We start from the raw sequence: 15,084 nt of genomic DNA, 5'->3' as shown, positions 1-15,084 counted from the left end.
ACCACATGGGGAGGAAAACCTTTCCACCCGACGGGCTCGCCCTTTCTCCGTCCAGGCCACCATCTTGGGTTTCACTGGTGGACGTTCTGGTTTCCGGATACGAACGCCCCCGCCGATGCTTCCCCTCTCCGCCGCCCCCGCGCTTGCCCTGCATGACGTCAGCAAGCGGTATGGCCGCCGGTGGGCCCTGGCGCGTCTCACGTACGCGCTCCCCGCCGGACGCTCGCTGCTGCTCACCGGCCACAATGGTTCCGGGAAGACGACCCTGTTGCGCCTGCTGGCCACCGCCCTGAGCCCCACCGCGGGCCGGGTGGAAGTGCTCGGCCGCGACGCGGTGGTGGAGCGCGACGCGGTGCGCCGTGACGTGGCGCTGCTGTCGCACGCCAGCTTCCTCTACGAGGACCTCACTGCGCACCAGAACCTCACAGTGCTGGCCCGGCTCCTGGGACTGCCCTCGCCCGCGGACGCCGCCAGCGACGAGCTGACCCGGGTGGGGCTCAGCCGCCGCTCCGACAGCCCGGTCCGCAGCTTCAGCGCCGGCATGCGCAAGCGCCGGCGATTGCCCGCCTGTTGCTCAAGGCGCCGTCCATCGCGCTGCTCGACGAGCCCTTCGGCGAGCTGGACCCCGCGGGCATCCGCGACATGGAGGCCATCATCGCGGAGCTCAAGGCCAGCGGCGTCACCGTCATCCTGGCCACCCACCTCATCGAGCAAGGCCTGACGCTGTGTGAAGAACGTCTTCACCTGCAGGAAGGCCGGGCGGTGGCGGCATGAGCACCTCGCGTCCCCGCCCCATCGGCCTCTTGACGGCGACCCTGGCGCTGCTGCGCAAGGACCTGCTCATCGAGTGGCGCACCCGCGCGCGCCTCAACGCCATCATCTTCTTCGCGCTGGCCACGCTGCTGATGTTCTCCTTCGCGCTGGGCCCCGACACGAAGCTGCTGGAGAAGAACGCCGGCGGCTACTTCTGGTTGGCCATCCTCTTCGCCAGCGTGCTCGCCCTGGGCGAGTCGTTCCGCGTCGAGTCGGAGAACGCGTGCATGGACGGCATCCGGCTGGCCCCCGCCGACGCCCGCGCCATCTTCCTGTCCAAGGCCCTGGGCAACACCCTGCTGCTGACGGCCCTGGGCGTCCTGCTGGTGCCCGTCATGGTGGCCCTGTACGGGGTGCGCATCGTCACCAGCATGGCGGACCTGGGGCTCATCCTCCTGCTCGGCAGCCTGGCCTTGAGCGCCCCAGGAACCGTCTACGCCGCGATTTCGAGCAATGCCCGGGCACGGGATGTGCTCCTGCCGTTGCTATTGTTCCCGCTGGTCATCCCAGCCCTCCTCTCTGCGGCCAAGGCGACCACGCTCGTACTTCAGGGAGACCCCATGCGTCAGTTTGACTCATGGGCGGGGCTTTTGGGCGGATTCAATCTGATTTATTGGGGCGTAGGCTTCTTGCTGTTCCCGCGGATCATCGAGGACTGACGGATGGGAAAGTTCATCAAGTGGGGCCTGCCGGCGCTGGCGCTGGTCGTTCTCGCCGCGGGGTGGTGGCTGGGACTGGCGTGGGCACCGCCTGACCGTGAGATGGGTGACGTGCAGCGCATCATGTACGTCCACGTCCCGCTCCAGTGGGTGGCCATGGTGGCCATGGCCATCAACTTCGTGGTGGCCATCAGCTACCTCATGAAGGCGAGCTGGAAGCTGGATGCCGCCGCCGAGGCATCCGCGGAGATTGGCCTGGTGCTGGGCACCGCGGGGATGATTACCGGCGCCATCTGGGGCCGGCCGACCTGGGGCGTCTACTGGTCGTGGGACCCGCGCCTGACCTCGCAGGCCATCATGCTGGTGACGTACACCGGCTACCTGGTGCTGCGGCGCTTCGTGGAGGATCCGGAGAAGCGCGCCACGTGGAGTTCGGTGGTGGCCATCATCGGCGCCATCAACCTGCCCATCGTCTGGTTCTCCGTGCGCTGGTGGCGCAGCCTGCACCAGGTGCAGTCCACGCCGAAGACGGTGGACCCGGAGATGACGCTGGCCCTGCGCGTGTCGGCCTTCGGCATGCTGTTCCTCACCATCTGGTTCCTGGTGCTGCGCTACCGCCAGGCCCTGGCCGAGCGCCAGGCGGAGGTGGCCCTGCCGGATGCGCTGCCGTCGGACCTCGCCGCCGCGGGTGGCGCCAACTCCTCCAGGGTGGCCTGAACATGATGACGCTTTCCACGCAGATGCTGTGGATCCTCGCGGCGGCGCCCGGACAGGTGGGCAGCGGCCGCATCGTTGGCGGCTGGGGCTATGTCTGGGCCTGCTACGGCATTACAGTCGCGATGCTCGTTCTCTACGCTGTGTCCCTGTGGGTTCGTCGGCCCAAAGCCCCCACCGACGCCAAGGAGTGAGTTGCCATGTCCCCCGTCGCTCGCAACCGTCTGATTGCCCTCGGGGCCCTGCTCGTCGCGGGGGCCGGCCTGGGCTTCGTGGCCTTCGGCAACATCGGTGAGAACCTCGTCTACTACTGGAGCCCGTCGGAGATGCTGGGCCAGGGTGACAAGGCGTACTCGGCCACCATCCGCCTGGGTGGCGTGGTGGAGGCAGGCAGCATCCAGTGGAACGCCGAGCACACCACCCTGCAATTCCGCGTGGCGGATGACGTCAAGGAAGGCGCGCCCAGCGTGCTGGTGCGCGCCACGGAGACGCCGCCGCAGATGTTCCGCGACAAGATTGGCGTCGTCGTGGAAGGCACCTACGACAAGTCCGGCGTCTTCAGCTCCAACCGGCTGATGGTGAACCACTCCAACGAGTACCGCGCCCCCAAGGAGGGTGAGGATCCTCGTCAGTGGCAGGAGACGCTCTCCGACGCCACCGCCATGGGTGCGAAGTGAACGGAACCGTTGGCTACGGCCTCGTGCTCGGAGGGCTCGCGTTCGCGACCTTCGGCGCGCTCGTGGGCCTGGTGAGCGGCCTGCGTCGAAGTGACGCAGGCTTCCCGTGGGTGCTGCGCGCGGTGTGGGGCTTCGCCGCCTGCATGGTGGGCTCCAACCTGGTGATGGTCCACGCGCTCGTCACGCACGACTTCAGCGTGCGCTACGTGGCGCAGGTGGGCAGCCGGGCCACGCCGCTGGTCTACACCATCGTCTCGCTGTGGAGCGCCCTGGAGGGGTCCATCCTCTTCTGGGGCCTCATCATGGGCGGCTACATCGCCGCCTTCGCCTACCTCCACCGGCGCGAGCACGCGCGGTACATGCAGTTGGCGCTGGGCACCATGCTGGCGGTGGGCGTCTTCTTCGCCTTCCTCATCGCGGGCCCGGCCAACCCCTGGGGCGCGGTGTCCCCCGTGCCTGCGGACGGCCCCGGCCCCAACCCGCTGCTGCAGAACCACATCCTGATGGTCATCCACCCGCCCATGCTCTACCTGGGCTACGTCGGCATGACGGTGCCCTTCGGCGTCGCGGTGGCGGGCCTGCTGCGCGGCGAGATTGGCGAAGCGTGGATGGCGCCCCTGCGGCGCTGGACGCTGGTGGCGTGGCTCTTCCTGTCCATTGGCATCATCCTGGGCGCCTGGTGGGCCTATGCCGTGCTGGGCTGGGGCGGCTACTGGGCGTGGGATCCGGTGGAGAACGCGTCCTTCCTGCCCTGGCTGACGGCGACGGCGTTCATGCACTCCACCATGGTGCAGGAGCGCAAGCGGATGCTGAAGCTGTGGACGCTCAGCCTCGCGCTCGCGTCCTTCGTGCTCACCATCCTGGGTACGTTCATGACGCGCTCGGGCATCTTCAACTCGGTGCACTCGTTCACCCAGTCCGACATCGGGCCCACCTTCCTGGTGTTCCTGGGCTTCCTGCTGGTGCTGTGCGTGGGCCTGCTGGCGGTGCGCGGCCCGCTGCTGGTGCCGGAAGGCCAGCTGGCCTCGCCGCTGTCTCGCGAGGCGAGCATCCTGGTGAACAACCTGGTGTTCGTCGCCATCACCTTCACGGTGCTGCTGGGCACGCTGTACCCGCTCATCTCCGAGGCGGTCCGCGGCGTGCGCGTGAGCGTGGGCGAGCCGTACTTCAACAAGATGGCGGTGCCAGGCGGCATCGCGGTGCTCTTCCTGATGGGCGTGGGCCCGGTGCTTCCCTGGGGCAAGCCGGATCCGGCCACGCTGCGCCGGCAGTTCATCATCCCCTCCGTGGTGGGGTTGGTGGTGACGGCGGCGTGCTTCGCGGTGGGCCTGCGCGGCGTGTACCCGCTGATGACCTTCGGGCTGGCGGGCTTCGTCACCGTCATCACCGTGCGGGAGTTGGTGGCGCCGGTGCGGGTGCGCATGTCCGAGCGCAAGGAAGGCTTCGTCGCCGCGCTGACCACCAGCGCGCTCAAGGCCCAGCGCCGCTTCGGCGGCTACGTGGTGCACCTGGGCATCGTGCTCATCATCGTCGCGGTGGCCGCGTCCTCCGCGTACGTGAAGCACACCTCCGGCACGCTGAAGAAGGGGCAGGTCATCGAGCTGGGCGGCTACCAGATGAAGTACCTGGGCCTGGTCAGCGGCGAGGAGCCCCACCGCACCTACGTGGCGGCGCGCATTGAAGTGACGTCCCCGGGCGGGAAGGTCTCTGAACTGAAGCCGCGGCTCAACTACTACGAGCGCAGCACGGACCCCATTGGCACCCCCGGGGTCCGGGAGACGCCGGCCGAGGACCTCTACGTGTCGCTGATGGCCTTCTCCGAGCAGGCCGGCACGGCGAGCATCAACATCTGGGTCTTCCCGCTTGTCGGGTGGATCTGGTGGAGCATCCCCCTGCTGGTGCTGGGCACCCTCATCGCGCTGTGGCCGCGCCGGAAGACCGCCGTGGCCATGGCGGGCGCGCCGGCCGTGGGCGCGTCCCCGCTCACGGGTGGTGACGCCGAGCGAGGGGCCGCCTGATGAAGGGCTGGCGCTACACGCTGGGCTTCGTGGTCCTCTGCGCGGGCCTGCTCTTCGTGTTGTTCAAGGGCTTCGGGCGCAATCCGCACGAAGTGCCCTTCATGATGAAGGGCAAGCCGGCCCCCGACTTCGCGCTGCGCGCGCTGGACAGCGGAGAGAAGGTGAGCCTGGCGGACCTGAAGGGCCGGCCGGTGGTCATCAATTTCTGGGCGTCCTGGTGCGGCCCGTGCCGCGTCGAACACCCCGTGCTGGAGTGGGGCGCGCGGCAGTATGGCTCGCAGGCGGTGTTCCTGGGCGTGGTGTTCCAGGACACCGACGACAACGCGCGCGGCTTCCTCCAGCAGTACGGCGCCAGCTTCCCGCAGCTGGTGGATCCGCGCTCGCGGATGGCGCTGGACTACGGCGTGGCGGGCGTGCCGGAGACGTACTTCATCGACCCCAACGGCATCATCCGGGGCAAGCATGTGGGCCCTATCGACCCGCAGACGCTGGCCCTGCGCATCCAGGAGCTGTCCACGCCCTCCGCCCCCACCGAGGCGGCGCGGAAGTAGCCCCTGTCGTCCCAACGAGGTGGCGGTATGCGGTGCCTGGAGTGTGGTGAAGACTCCAATTCCCGGTTGCGGTACTGCGAGAACTGCGGGGCGACCATGCCCGAGCCGCCCAAGGGAACGAGCGCCCGGGCCGCGCTCCGCCCCTCGCGGCCTCAGCGCGACCTGGCGGAGCCCGCCTATGCGGCGGACATTCTCGAGGAGGCGGATGAGCACTCGCGGCCCTATGTCGTGGGTGACGCGCCCGAGCTTCCGCCCGAGGACAAGACGGACCCGGGCCAGTCCGCCCCGACCTACGACGGGCCGAAGTGGCTGGCGCACGTGCCGGCCCACTCGCCCACGGTGCTGGGCGTCATCGTGGTGGGCTGCGCCGTCTTCCTGTCCGCCCTGCTCTCCTCCGCTGGCGTGGGCCTCCTCGGGACGCTGCTGGCGGTGGCGAGTGGCACGGTGCTGGTCGCACGCGAGCTGCGCGCCGCGGAGCAGTCGCCTGGCTTTACCGAGCGAATGCCCGCGGTGATGATGACGCCGGAGGCCGCCGCCGCCGCCACCGCGGTGATGGGGGCGCTGGCGCTGCGCTCACTCAGCCTGGGCGTGCTACCGCTCCTGATGGTGGCGGGCGTGGGGCTGGTGGCCCATGACCAGTACCGCAAGGTCATCGCGGGAGAGGACGGCGTGGGCGTGTACTTCGAGCCCCGGCAGCTCCTGGCGATGCCCCAGTTGGTGGGCCTGGGTGGCGTGGCGGTGTGCCTGCTGGCGCTGTTCGCGCCGTGGGGCACGGCGAAGCTGGACCTGGGCCTGCCGGACAACGCACCGGTGCCCCAGGGCCCGCCCGAGCTGCGCGTCATCGCCACGCAGCGGCCCACCGACGACATGCTCTACAGCTACGGTGGCGGCGTCACCCACCTGCGAGGCTGGGATTTGCCGGCGTCGGTGGTGGTGGAGCTGGCGCTGCTGGCCGTGCTGGCCCTGCTGGCGCTGCGGCCGGAGGTGGAGCGCCCGTCCTGGACGCGCTACCTGCCCGCGGGCGCGGTGGCCCTGTCGCTCGCGTTCGCGGGGCTCAACATGCGCCTGCTCCCCGGGCCCTTCGTCTTCGTCTTCGGCCTGGGCGCGGTGGGCTTCCTCGCGGTGCAGCACCTGCGCGCGGCTCGCGCCGCCGAGCTGCCCCCGCGGCAGTACGAAGAAGCCGTCGAAGAGGAAGGCTGAGCCGGGTCAGCCCGCGAAGGGCACCGGCGCAACGCCGCGGACACCCGGTGTCAGCTCGAAGAGCCCACCGGCAAGCGGCTGGGCCTCGAGTTCCTCCGCGCTGAGCCCATCCCGCCCGGTGGTGACGAACAGCCGGTCCAACGCGTCTCCGGCGAAGGCGACACTGGTCGTCTTCGCCACGGGCAGCCGGTACTCGGCCAGCCACGCGCCGTCCGGAGAGAAGCGGCGCACGCAGCCCCCTCCGTAGAAGGCAATCCACAATCCGCCCTCCGCGTCGGCTGTCATTCCATCGGGGAAGCCGTGGGGCTCGTCGAAGCGGAGGAACTCCCGGCGACCAGAGGCCTCGCCGTCCGGGCTCAGGTCGAAGGCGTAGGTGACGCGCCGGGGCGAGTCGTTCACATAGAGGGTCCGCCCATCGGGGCTGAAGGCGGGGCCGTTCGTCACGGTGTAGCCCTCATCGATTCGAGCGAGGTGTCCCTGCGCGTCGAACCGGTAAAGCCCGCCGGTGGGCGCCTCCTCGTGGTCATCCATGGTGCCCACCCAGAAGCGGCCTTGCGGGTCCACCTTCCCGTCATTGCAGCGGTTGTGGGGGTGCTCAGGCTCCGGGTCCAGCAGCCGCTCCAGGCGCGCGCTCCGGGGCTCGTAGAAGGCCAGGCCCCGCTCCGTCCCCGCGATGAAGCCTCCACTCCGCCGGGGCGCGAGCGAGGCGATACGCAATGGGGTGTCCCAGCTCGCCTGGGCACCGCTCTGGAGGTCCAGCCGGTGCACCTTGCGGCCCGGGATGTCGAGCCAGTAGAGCGCGCCCTCGGTGGCCATCCAGAAGGGGCCCTCGCCGAGCACGGCTCGTGCGGGCCAGATGCACCTGGCTTCGTCGTGCCTGACAACGTCCGTGGTGCGCATGCGTGGCTCCTCCAAGAAAGCGAGACTCAACGTCCGTGGCCAAAATAGACACGCCGCACGCGCTGGGCATGCACGCGGCGGCGGACATGGCCTCGTCACACAGCGATCACTCCGGCTCGCCCGGCTGGCCATGCATGCGTCCTCTGACTGACCCACCAGGTTGAGGTCCGTTAACCCGACGCACAGAACAGGGTTATCCCAGAACTTCCGGTGATAGAGGGCGCTCCGGGTTCCCGTACCTTGGGCAGGCCTTCAACGATGCACAGACACCATCGCGAATCCAGGCACGGGGGGAGCGCGGCATGGTCAGTCCGAGGACGGCACCAATCCGGACAGGAAACACCAGTACCTTCATCTTGAAGCAGCGACGGCTGCACCTGGTCCTGTTGGATCCACAGGAAGTGCCCTACGCGGATACGGAGTATGTACTCACGGTCGGCCGCACCGAGCACTGCGGCAGGACGGCGGCGGATGGCTCGCTGAGCCACGAAGTCCCGGGCCTCGCCGCGGGTGAGTTGCTGGTGAAGCTGTCCAGGCCGCCAGCGCCGCCGCCCCGCCGGAGCGCGCCTCACGCCACCGCCAAGGGCACGCCACCGCCCTACCCACCCGCCGTCACCGATGAGGACTTTCCGGACGCCACGCCTGCCGCCGCGTCCGAGCCGGTGACGCTCCGCTGGGCGCTGCAACTCCAGTCGCTCCCGGGATTCGAGTCCGACGCCCTCCGGGCCGCGCAGGAGCGGTTGCACAACCTGGGCTACGCCATTGAAGGCGAGCGCGGGTCGCCCGGAGCCTCGACGAAGTCCGCCGTGCGAGCGTTCCAGCGCCGCCATGGCCTGCCGGAAACGGGACAGCTCGCGGACATCTCCCGCGAGCTCATCCGCCTGCACGACGCCTGAGGCCTCCTCCCATGGCACGCATCTCACTGACGGCCAGTGTCGCCCTCGCTGCGCCCGGAGGACGCAACCGCAACCGCCTCCGTCCCGCCAGTCATGGCGTCGCGGACTTCCGGCTCCGCAGCCCTGGAGGCCCCCAATCCCGCTGCCACCGCCCCGCGCCCTTCCCCGCGCTGACAGGGGGTGATGACGGCTTCCACTTCGCGCCCGAAGTCGAGCCAGTGGAGTTGACGTGGCGCCTGCTCAACACAGGCGGGCTGGTGCGCGCCGGAAAGCTGGAGCTCTTCACGCGCTACCGCAAGGCGCCGCTGTGGTCGCGCGAGCTGAGCCGCGAGGAGCTCCTCCAAGGCGAGCACCGGTGGGCATGGGATGGCCGTGTGCCCAAGTCGGAGACCTTCCCGGATGGCGTCGTCACGGTGGAGCACTCGCCGTACAAGCTGAAGCTGACGCTCCAAGGCAGTGGACTGGCGCAGGCGCCCGTGGCGTGGACGTTCTTCCACGTCCTGGTGGCGGGCGTTGACCTGGAGTTGGGTGAGCCCCGGGTGCTCTCGCGACCACGCGACCGTGAGCTGACCCAGTCCTTGAAGCGGCTCCCCGCCCCCGGCGAGAAGGCCGAAATCCGGCTGGTCGGGAACGTCTTCAAGACAAAGCCGTCGGAGATGTCCGATGACACGGACCACCAACTGCACCGCAAGCACTGGGGTAACGGACCGGAGCTTCCGCTGTTCGCCCGAGCCTGGCTGAAGGACTCGCGCGGCAACCGGGTCGATGCGCCGAAGGCCCTGGGCCGCGTGCGCTTCCTCTGGGACTGGGAGGACGAGACAGAGGCCATCGAACACCATGCCCCCACGGCCCGGGCCTTCCTCAAACACGCGCTGGACCGTCACTGTTCGACGTCACAACCCAAGGGCGACAACGCGCACCGGGACGTGGGCGGCAAGCGCGGTGCGCCGTCGTTGGCGGTGTTTCCCAGACAGGCCGGCTACGCGCCCCAGGCCGAGCCCCGTGACGGCGCCTTCCCCTTCCGCGTCACGCCCTGCAACAAGCGCGGTTGGGCGGCCTACAGCCGGCCTGGACCACAGGGGCGTTCGCGGGACGCACGGGCGTGGTGTTCCAGCCCTCCAGCATCGCGGGAGACGCCTGGCGAGTCACCGTGCAGCTTGCCTACGACCGCCGCAGGGATGGCGGCGTGGTGCTGGATGTGGACGATGATGGACCGCTGCCCGCCGCCGTGCGCGCCGCCACCGGCATCTTCGAATCCTGGCGCGAGGTCCACATCTCCCGCCTCTTGTGCAAGGACACGGGCGCCTCCGGGTTCTCGCTCTCCACCGTACAGGGCCATTTCAAACAGGCCTTTCTGAGCCTGGAGGACCGCACGGGTGGCGTCTCGGGATGGTGCGCTCGGGAATACAACGCGTGCATCGCCGCGGCCGTGGCGGCGTCCCGGCACTGGGAGCTCCGGGCGGCCATCGACCCTGCGGTGGACCAGTTCGCCGCAGGCGGCCACGCGCTCACCTTCCGCACCCACGCGGAGTTCCTGGCCGAGGTGAAGCGCGTGAAGCACTGCGGCGACGCGGAGCTCGCCCGGTGGCTGGCGCCCACGCGAGAGCGCAGGCTGCCCCTGCTGGAGGCTCACGAGTACCACCGGCAGTGCAAGGACTGGGCAAAGGCGCTGCTCACCCGGGCGCTGGACTCGGCGCTGGGAACGGCTGCGGGCATTGCGCTCTTCCAATTCTCCGGGCTCTACAACCTGGAGACGACGGTCGGCGGCATTCGCGTGAACGGTTTCGCGTCGGAGTTCCCCTCGCGCAAGCGGGACCGCTGCGCCGTCATCCAATGCGCAGCGCCGGGCAACTACCGAAACAGCTTCAACTCGCTGGAACAAACGCTGGCGCATGAAATCGGGCACCAGCTCTTCCTGCCGCATGCCCCCTTCCCCGCGCATCGCGAGATTGGCGGCGCCCAGGCGAACCGCCACGACGTCGACGGGAAGGACTGCCTGATGGGCTACGACTTCACGACGGAGCGGCGCTTCTGTGGGCTCTGTCTCCTGCGCCTGCGGGGATGGAACACCCAGGCTCTGGACCGCGACGGTGCCCGGAACGCGCGGCCATGAGCGCCTCCGTCCTCTCCGGGCCGTGGCTGCTCGTGCTGACCCTGTCGGCGGCGAACCCCGTCCCGACGCCGTCCCAGGTCAAGACGGCACCGTCCCCACCCTCTGGAGGTGCGCCCATGCGCATCCAACTCAGATTGTCCAAGGCGCAGCTCGTCACCTCAGAAGACATGGACGTGCGCATCGCCCTGTCCAACGAGAGCGCCACGCCCCTGGAGTTTCCAGACCCCTTCCGGCACTCGGACCAATCCCTGACGTACACCGTCACGGGCCCCGAGTACCCGAAGGGCCACGCCGTCAATCACTACACAGTCATCGAGCGTGAGGGCACGCAGCCGCTCGGTGGCGTCGTCGCGCCCCAGGTCCGGCTGGGCTCGGGACGCGTGCTCGAGTCCGTCGTGCCGCTCCAGGAATGGGCGCCCATCCGCCAGCCCGGCCGTTACCGGCTGACCGCGAGGCTTCAGGCCGCGGGTATCGACACGGTGTCCGCGCCGGTCGAATTCGACGTCGTGACAGGACGGCCAGACTCCGCGTCGGCGGGTGTGATGATTGGAGGCGGGCCGTACTCTGGGGTTGGCACCGTGTGGCTCCAGCACCTGGAGGAGCAGACCCTGCTGATGCAGGCCGTCTTCGTAGACGAGACGGACGAGGCCGGACGCGGCGTCTCCCGGCGGACCTCGAAGGTGCTGGGAGCGGTGGCGCCAGATGCGTCCGACGCGCTGGCGCCGTGGACGAACGATGCGCCGGGCGGTGAGGCCGTGAGCTGGGTCCTGTGGCGCCAGGGCGCGTCGATTCTCGCCCTGGCTCCTCCCGCGACGCTCACAGCGCCCTTCCGCTTTGACCTGGAGGCCCCGCCAGAGAGGCTCATCCGTCCGCCCCTGGAGACACATGCTGGAGAGCTCTTCGTCCCCATCGTGGAGGCTGGGGGAAGAGGGCTCCGACTCCTGCGATTTCAGTCGAGCATGGATGCCCCCAAAGTCACCCCCGGAAAGGAAGTGGGGCGCGTGAAGCTCCCATCCGTGCCCCTGAGCGCTCGCGCCACGCTGCAGCCCGGGTCCTTGGGAAATGGCATCAGCATCGTGCTCGTGAGCGAGGCCGCGGGGGGGCTGGAAGTCCAGCACGTGCGAGCCACGAGCGCCGGTCGTCTGAGCCGAGTGGCGAGCACGCTCCTCCGAGGACTGAGCGCGCTTCCTGAATCCGAGCCGGGCGTCTGGATTGATGACTCGGGCCACGTCCATGCGGCCCTGGTGGCGGCGTCGCTGAAGAACCCTCGACAGCCCATGCTGGCGGAAGTCCGCTTCCGTTCCGACGGAAGGCTCGTAGCGCCCCCAAGCATGACGCCGCTGCCCGAGCTCCCCACGAGTGCACGCGCCGCGGTGGCGCGACACTGCCATCTCCCCCACTCCGACAGAGCAGGCGAAGTGCGCTGGGCCATTCTCCTGGAAGACGGCAGGTTGATGCACTCGGGGCAACGAGGTCCCCCCTCGTCACCGAAGCAGCCTGTGGCGATCCCACTGGAGTTGATTGAAGTGCTCCAGGGCACGTTCATCCTCACCACGGACCCCATTCGGGGCCCTGAGTTTGAATGGCTTTAGGCCGCGGGGGGGCGATTCCTGCACCTGCCCGGAGAGGCAGCCACGATTGTCTGTCCTGACGTTCCTCACGTGAAACGTCTACTGTGAGCGTTTGCCTCAACGGCGCGCATCCACCGGTGAGTTCCTCCGGTACTTTTGGAACTGAAGCGACGGGGACTGTTCACACGCTCAAAGCATCTGACGCGACGAGCCCCGCCTCGACGTCACGCAACGGCGGCACCCGGGAAGGAGTCACGTGTCGTGAATGCGCCAGAGCCCCCACAGGCTGGGCTGCAGGATGTAATGCTCGACCCGCGAATGCGCTGGCGCATTGTCCGCAGCGCAAGGAGAATCATCTCCACGAGTTCGGCGCTCTATCTGTTGTCGCTCTTGTTCATGGTCATCAGTGGAATCTTCGCACGAAAGAGCATCAGCCAGCTCTTCAGCGAAAGCCCCTGGACTCGCCCGGCGCATTGAGGGCGCCACATCAACACCCGCGCACCTCCGCCCGGCCTTCGCGAGCTACCAGCGCCCACTCGAGCCACCGCCCGACGAACGCCCGCCGCTCGAGGAGCTACTCCCGCTGGATGAGCTCGACGACGTGGACCGCGTGAGCTTCGGCGTCGAGTGACGGGAAGTCGTGGTGTGGTGACAGTGCGAGCAACGCACCGTGACCTTGATTTCTCCGCCAGAGGAGTACGTCGCGCTGCGAGTCGTCCGGCTCGTCTTCTTCGCGGTCACATAACGGCACTTCTTGCACCGGGCTTGACGCGTGAAGAGCGTCCCATAGCGCTCCACCACCGCGTCCTGGCACGGCTCGCACCACCATACGTCGTAATCCACCGAGCCCAACTGCTCCTCACGAACCTGCCCCGGCATCAGGTGGGCATCGTCGGCATCCTCATCGAGCCGCGCTCTCGGGTTGCGACACTTCTGGCACCGGCGCGGTCTGCGACGAAGCAGCGCCCTGCCCGCAACCCCCACCACCCCCACGAACCCCGCCCCTCCCGCCAGGGCGGGAACGTTCAGGTCACCTTCCGGCTCACTCGGTCCTTCAGACACGATGGTGACGGCGGAGTCCTCCGACCATGCGAACTCCTTGAGCCTGGGCTCCCATGCCGCTGCCGCCTCCTGGGCGTTGTGAGGCTGATTGAGCTCCGAGGTTACGATGAGCTGATGCAGCCCGCGTGCGCCTTCCAAAACCGCGTCGTCCGGACGGCCCCGTTTGAAGGCGGGAACCACATCGTTCGCCATGATGGCGTCACTGCGCGCCTGCTCATTCGGGCCATCCACGCCATCACCCAGGATGATCTCCGCCGCGCGGTCGTCGAGCGCGATGAAGAGCAGCGCGCCGTCGTCACGACCGGCCGTGCCCAGCCCCCACCGATTGAAGAGCTCCAGCGCGAAGGCGCGCGGCGGCTGGCGTCCCGTCGTGTCGACCACCACCACCGCGAGCTGGCCTTGGCCATCACGGACCAAGGCATTGCCGAGCTGGTCCACCTCCGCCAGCGTCTGCGGCGTGAGTGTCCTGGTCGTGTCCACGGACCATGCGTTGGCCGCGAGCCGTGGCACTTCCTTCACGGTGACCCCCAGGGCTGGAACGCCAAGGGCCCAACAAGCCAGGAACACCCAGCACATCCAAGTGCGCATGGGTGTCGACGCTAGCCCATTCAGGCTTTACGTGCCCGTCGCCGCCGTCTCAACCAGCATCGGCACGAAGCCGCCGTGGGACCTGCGGCCCTCGTCATAGGGCATGCTGTCCGAGTGCATGCGCGGATCGGCCATGGCCTTCCCCCACCCGGCGTCGCGCGCCTCCTTCGACGGCCACTCAATCCAAGCGAAGACGACCTGCTCATCCGCGGTGGCCTTCACCGCGCCCTTGAAGTCAGTGACCTTCCCGTCGGGGACGTCGTCTCCCCACGCGTCGACGACGCGCGTGGCGCCATACTCCAGCAGCACCGCCGCGAGACGGGACGCGATGGCATGGTAGGCCTCCTTGTTTCCAACCGGCACCGGCACGAGGGAGCCATCGACATAGCCGGGCCTGCCCGCTCCGCCCTCATGGATGCTGGGAACGAAGCCGCCGAAGATCATCCGCTTCCCATCGAAGGGCATGTTCGCGCCCATCTCCTCCATCCTTGGGTCACGCATTGCCTTCGCGTTCGCTTCGTCGCGCACCGCCTTGCTGGGGTACTCAATCCAGGAGAAGACGATGACCTCATCCGGCTCGGCCTTCACCGCGCGCCGCAGGTCGGTGACCTTGCCTTCAGGGACATCGTCCCCCCAGTTCTCAACGAAGCGCGTCGCACCAAACTCCTTGAACAGCGGCGCGGCGCCGCTAGCGGCCTGCCGGTACGCCTCCTTGTTCGCCGAGGGGACTGCGCACACGAATCCATCGATGTAGGCCATGGCAACTCTCCAGGGGGCTCTCGCTTTGACAAGAAGGGTTGACATCAACATAATCACCCTTGTCAATGTCCAGAGCCGTCTCATTCGCCACGACGCTTCACGTCCGTGACCACTGCCTGTGCCTGGTGGTCCAGCAGGCCGCGCGCGCCCTGGCGCGGCGCTTCGATGAAGCCCTGCGCCCCGTGGGCCTCACGCATGGACAGTTCTCACTGCTGATGTCGCTCAATCGCCCCCAGCCGCCGTCCATCGGCCCCGTCGCGGAGCTCCTGGCGATGGACCGGACCACGCTGACAGCCAACCTGAAGCCGCTCGAAAGGCGCGGGCTGGTGAAGACCACCGTCGACCCGGCCGACCGCCGCGGGCGATTGCTGACGCTGACGGACGCAGGGCTCCAACTCCTTCAATCCGCGCTGCCCCACTGGGAGAGGATGAACGAGGAGACGGAGCGATTGCTGGCGCAAACCGATGTCGACGCCCTTCGGGCTGGGCTGCGGGCGCTCTCCTGAGTCCTCTTCCAGCCTCCGGAACGATGATGCGCCCGGAGGCAGCGGCTCCAGACTCGG

General features: G+C 68.6%; 16 protein-coding genes. 13 read left to right on the top strand and 3 right to left on the bottom strand.

Annotation, left to right across the window (positions count from 1 at the left end; all coding sequences use genetic code 11):
- The first annotated feature begins 115 nt into the window (after positions 1 to 115).
- The 8 genes from QEG98_RS17215 to QEG98_RS17180 all read left to right on the top strand — a co-directional run bounded on the left by QEG98_RS17215 (position 116) and on the right by QEG98_RS17180 (position 6,632).
- Positions 116 to 721, top strand: coding sequence for an ATP-binding cassette domain-containing protein (locus QEG98_RS17215; protein ID WP_410478031.1), 606 nt, complete (start codon positions 116 to 118; stop codon positions 719 to 721).
- 49 nt (positions 722 to 770) lie between these two features.
- Positions 771 to 1,472 carry a heme exporter protein CcmB gene (locus tag QEG98_RS17210; RefSeq protein WP_141593936.1) on the top strand — a complete coding sequence of 234 codons (702 nt, stop codon included), beginning with the start codon at positions 771 to 773 and terminating at the stop codon, positions 1,470 to 1,472.
- Between the two features lie 3 nt (positions 1,473 to 1,475).
- A complete protein-coding gene (gene ccsA, locus QEG98_RS17205) occupies positions 1,476 to 2,189 on the top strand; it encodes a cytochrome c biogenesis protein CcsA (protein WP_090495075.1) in 714 nt (237 codons plus the stop codon).
- A 2-nt stretch (positions 2,190 to 2,191) separates the two neighbouring features.
- Entirely contained in the window at positions 2,192 to 2,380 is a 189-nt protein-coding gene (locus tag QEG98_RS17200; protein ID WP_011553300.1) for a heme exporter protein CcmD, read from the top strand.
- 6 nt (positions 2,381 to 2,386) lie between these two features.
- Positions 2,387 to 2,863, top strand: a complete 477-nt coding sequence (locus tag QEG98_RS17195) for a cytochrome c maturation protein CcmE (RefSeq protein WP_011553299.1) — start codon at positions 2,387 to 2,389, stop codon at positions 2,861 to 2,863.
- Positions 2,860 to 4,881 carry a heme lyase CcmF/NrfE family subunit gene (locus tag QEG98_RS17190; RefSeq protein WP_316567428.1) on the top strand — a complete coding sequence of 674 codons (2,022 nt, stop codon included), beginning with the start codon at positions 2,860 to 2,862 and terminating at the stop codon, positions 4,879 to 4,881. Before QEG98_RS17195 ends, QEG98_RS17190 begins: the two co-directional genes overlap by 4 nt.
- The gene (locus QEG98_RS17185) at positions 4,881 to 5,432 is read left to right on the top strand and encodes a TlpA family protein disulfide reductase (protein WP_090495082.1); all 552 of its coding nucleotides are present in this window, start codon (positions 4,881 to 4,883) and stop codon (positions 5,430 to 5,432) included. The genes QEG98_RS17190 and QEG98_RS17185 overlap by 1 nt, the downstream gene beginning before the upstream one ends.
- A gap of 96 nt (positions 5,433 to 5,528) precedes the next feature.
- A complete protein-coding gene (locus QEG98_RS17180) occupies positions 5,529 to 6,632 on the top strand; it encodes a zinc ribbon domain-containing protein (protein WP_316567427.1) in 1,104 nt (367 codons plus the stop codon).
- A gap of 6 nt (positions 6,633 to 6,638) precedes the next feature.
- Here the strand turns inward: QEG98_RS17180 and QEG98_RS17175 are convergent, their stop codons facing one another.
- Entirely contained in the window at positions 6,639 to 7,532 is an 894-nt protein-coding gene (locus tag QEG98_RS17175) for an SMP-30/gluconolactonase/LRE family protein (protein WP_316567426.1), read from the bottom strand.
- Positions 7,533 to 7,888: 356 nt separating this feature from the next.
- Between QEG98_RS17175 and QEG98_RS17170 the strand changes: the two genes are divergently transcribed.
- From QEG98_RS17170 to QEG98_RS17155, 4 genes are all read left to right on the top strand, one after another.
- Positions 7,889 to 8,428 carry a peptidoglycan-binding domain-containing protein gene (locus QEG98_RS17170; RefSeq protein WP_316567425.1) on the top strand — a complete coding sequence of 180 codons (540 nt, stop codon included), beginning with the start codon at positions 7,889 to 7,891 and terminating at the stop codon, positions 8,426 to 8,428.
- An 11-nt stretch (positions 8,429 to 8,439) separates the two neighbouring features.
- Entirely contained in the window at positions 8,440 to 9,786 is a 1,347-nt protein-coding gene (locus tag QEG98_RS17165; protein WP_316567424.1) for a hypothetical protein, read from the top strand.
- Between the two features lie 751 nt (positions 9,787 to 10,537).
- Complete coding sequence (locus tag QEG98_RS17160; RefSeq protein ID WP_316567423.1) at positions 10,538 to 12,133, top strand: hypothetical protein; 1,596 nt, start codon at positions 10,538 to 10,540, stop codon at positions 12,131 to 12,133.
- Positions 12,134 to 12,415: 282 nt separating this feature from the next.
- The gene (locus QEG98_RS17155) at positions 12,416 to 12,589 is read left to right on the top strand and encodes a hypothetical protein (RefSeq protein WP_316567422.1); all 174 of its coding nucleotides are present in this window, start codon (positions 12,416 to 12,418) and stop codon (positions 12,587 to 12,589) included.
- Positions 12,590 to 12,634: 45 nt separating this feature from the next.
- On the opposite strand, the gene QEG98_RS17150 is transcribed toward QEG98_RS17155, so the two are convergent.
- Positions 12,635 to 13,693 carry a TPM domain-containing protein gene (locus tag QEG98_RS17150; RefSeq protein ID WP_316567421.1) on the bottom strand — a complete coding sequence of 353 codons (1,059 nt, stop codon included), beginning with the start codon at positions 13,691 to 13,693 and terminating at the stop codon, positions 12,635 to 12,637.
- Positions 13,694 to 13,789: 96 nt separating this feature from the next.
- Positions 13,790 to 14,521: a DUF1428 domain-containing protein gene (locus tag QEG98_RS17145; protein ID WP_316567420.1), complete on the bottom strand. Its 732-nt coding sequence runs from the start codon at positions 14,519 to 14,521 to the stop codon at positions 13,790 to 13,792.
- 65 nt (positions 14,522 to 14,586) lie between these two features.
- Here QEG98_RS17145 and QEG98_RS17140 point away from each other — a divergent pair, with 65 nt between their 5' ends.
- Positions 14,587 to 15,027 (top strand): MarR family winged helix-turn-helix transcriptional regulator, encoded by a 441-nt coding sequence (locus tag QEG98_RS17140; protein ID WP_316567419.1) that lies wholly within the window; start codon positions 14,587 to 14,589, stop codon positions 15,025 to 15,027.
- The last annotated feature ends 57 nt before the right edge of the window (positions 15,028 to 15,084 follow it).

The organism is Myxococcus sp. MxC21-1, assembly GCF_032612255.1.
Taxonomy (GTDB): domain Bacteria; phylum Myxococcota; class Myxococcia; order Myxococcales; family Myxococcaceae; genus Myxococcus; species Myxococcus virescens.
Note: the sequence above shows the minus strand (reverse complement) of the source record. Positions and strands in the feature narration are given on the sequence as shown.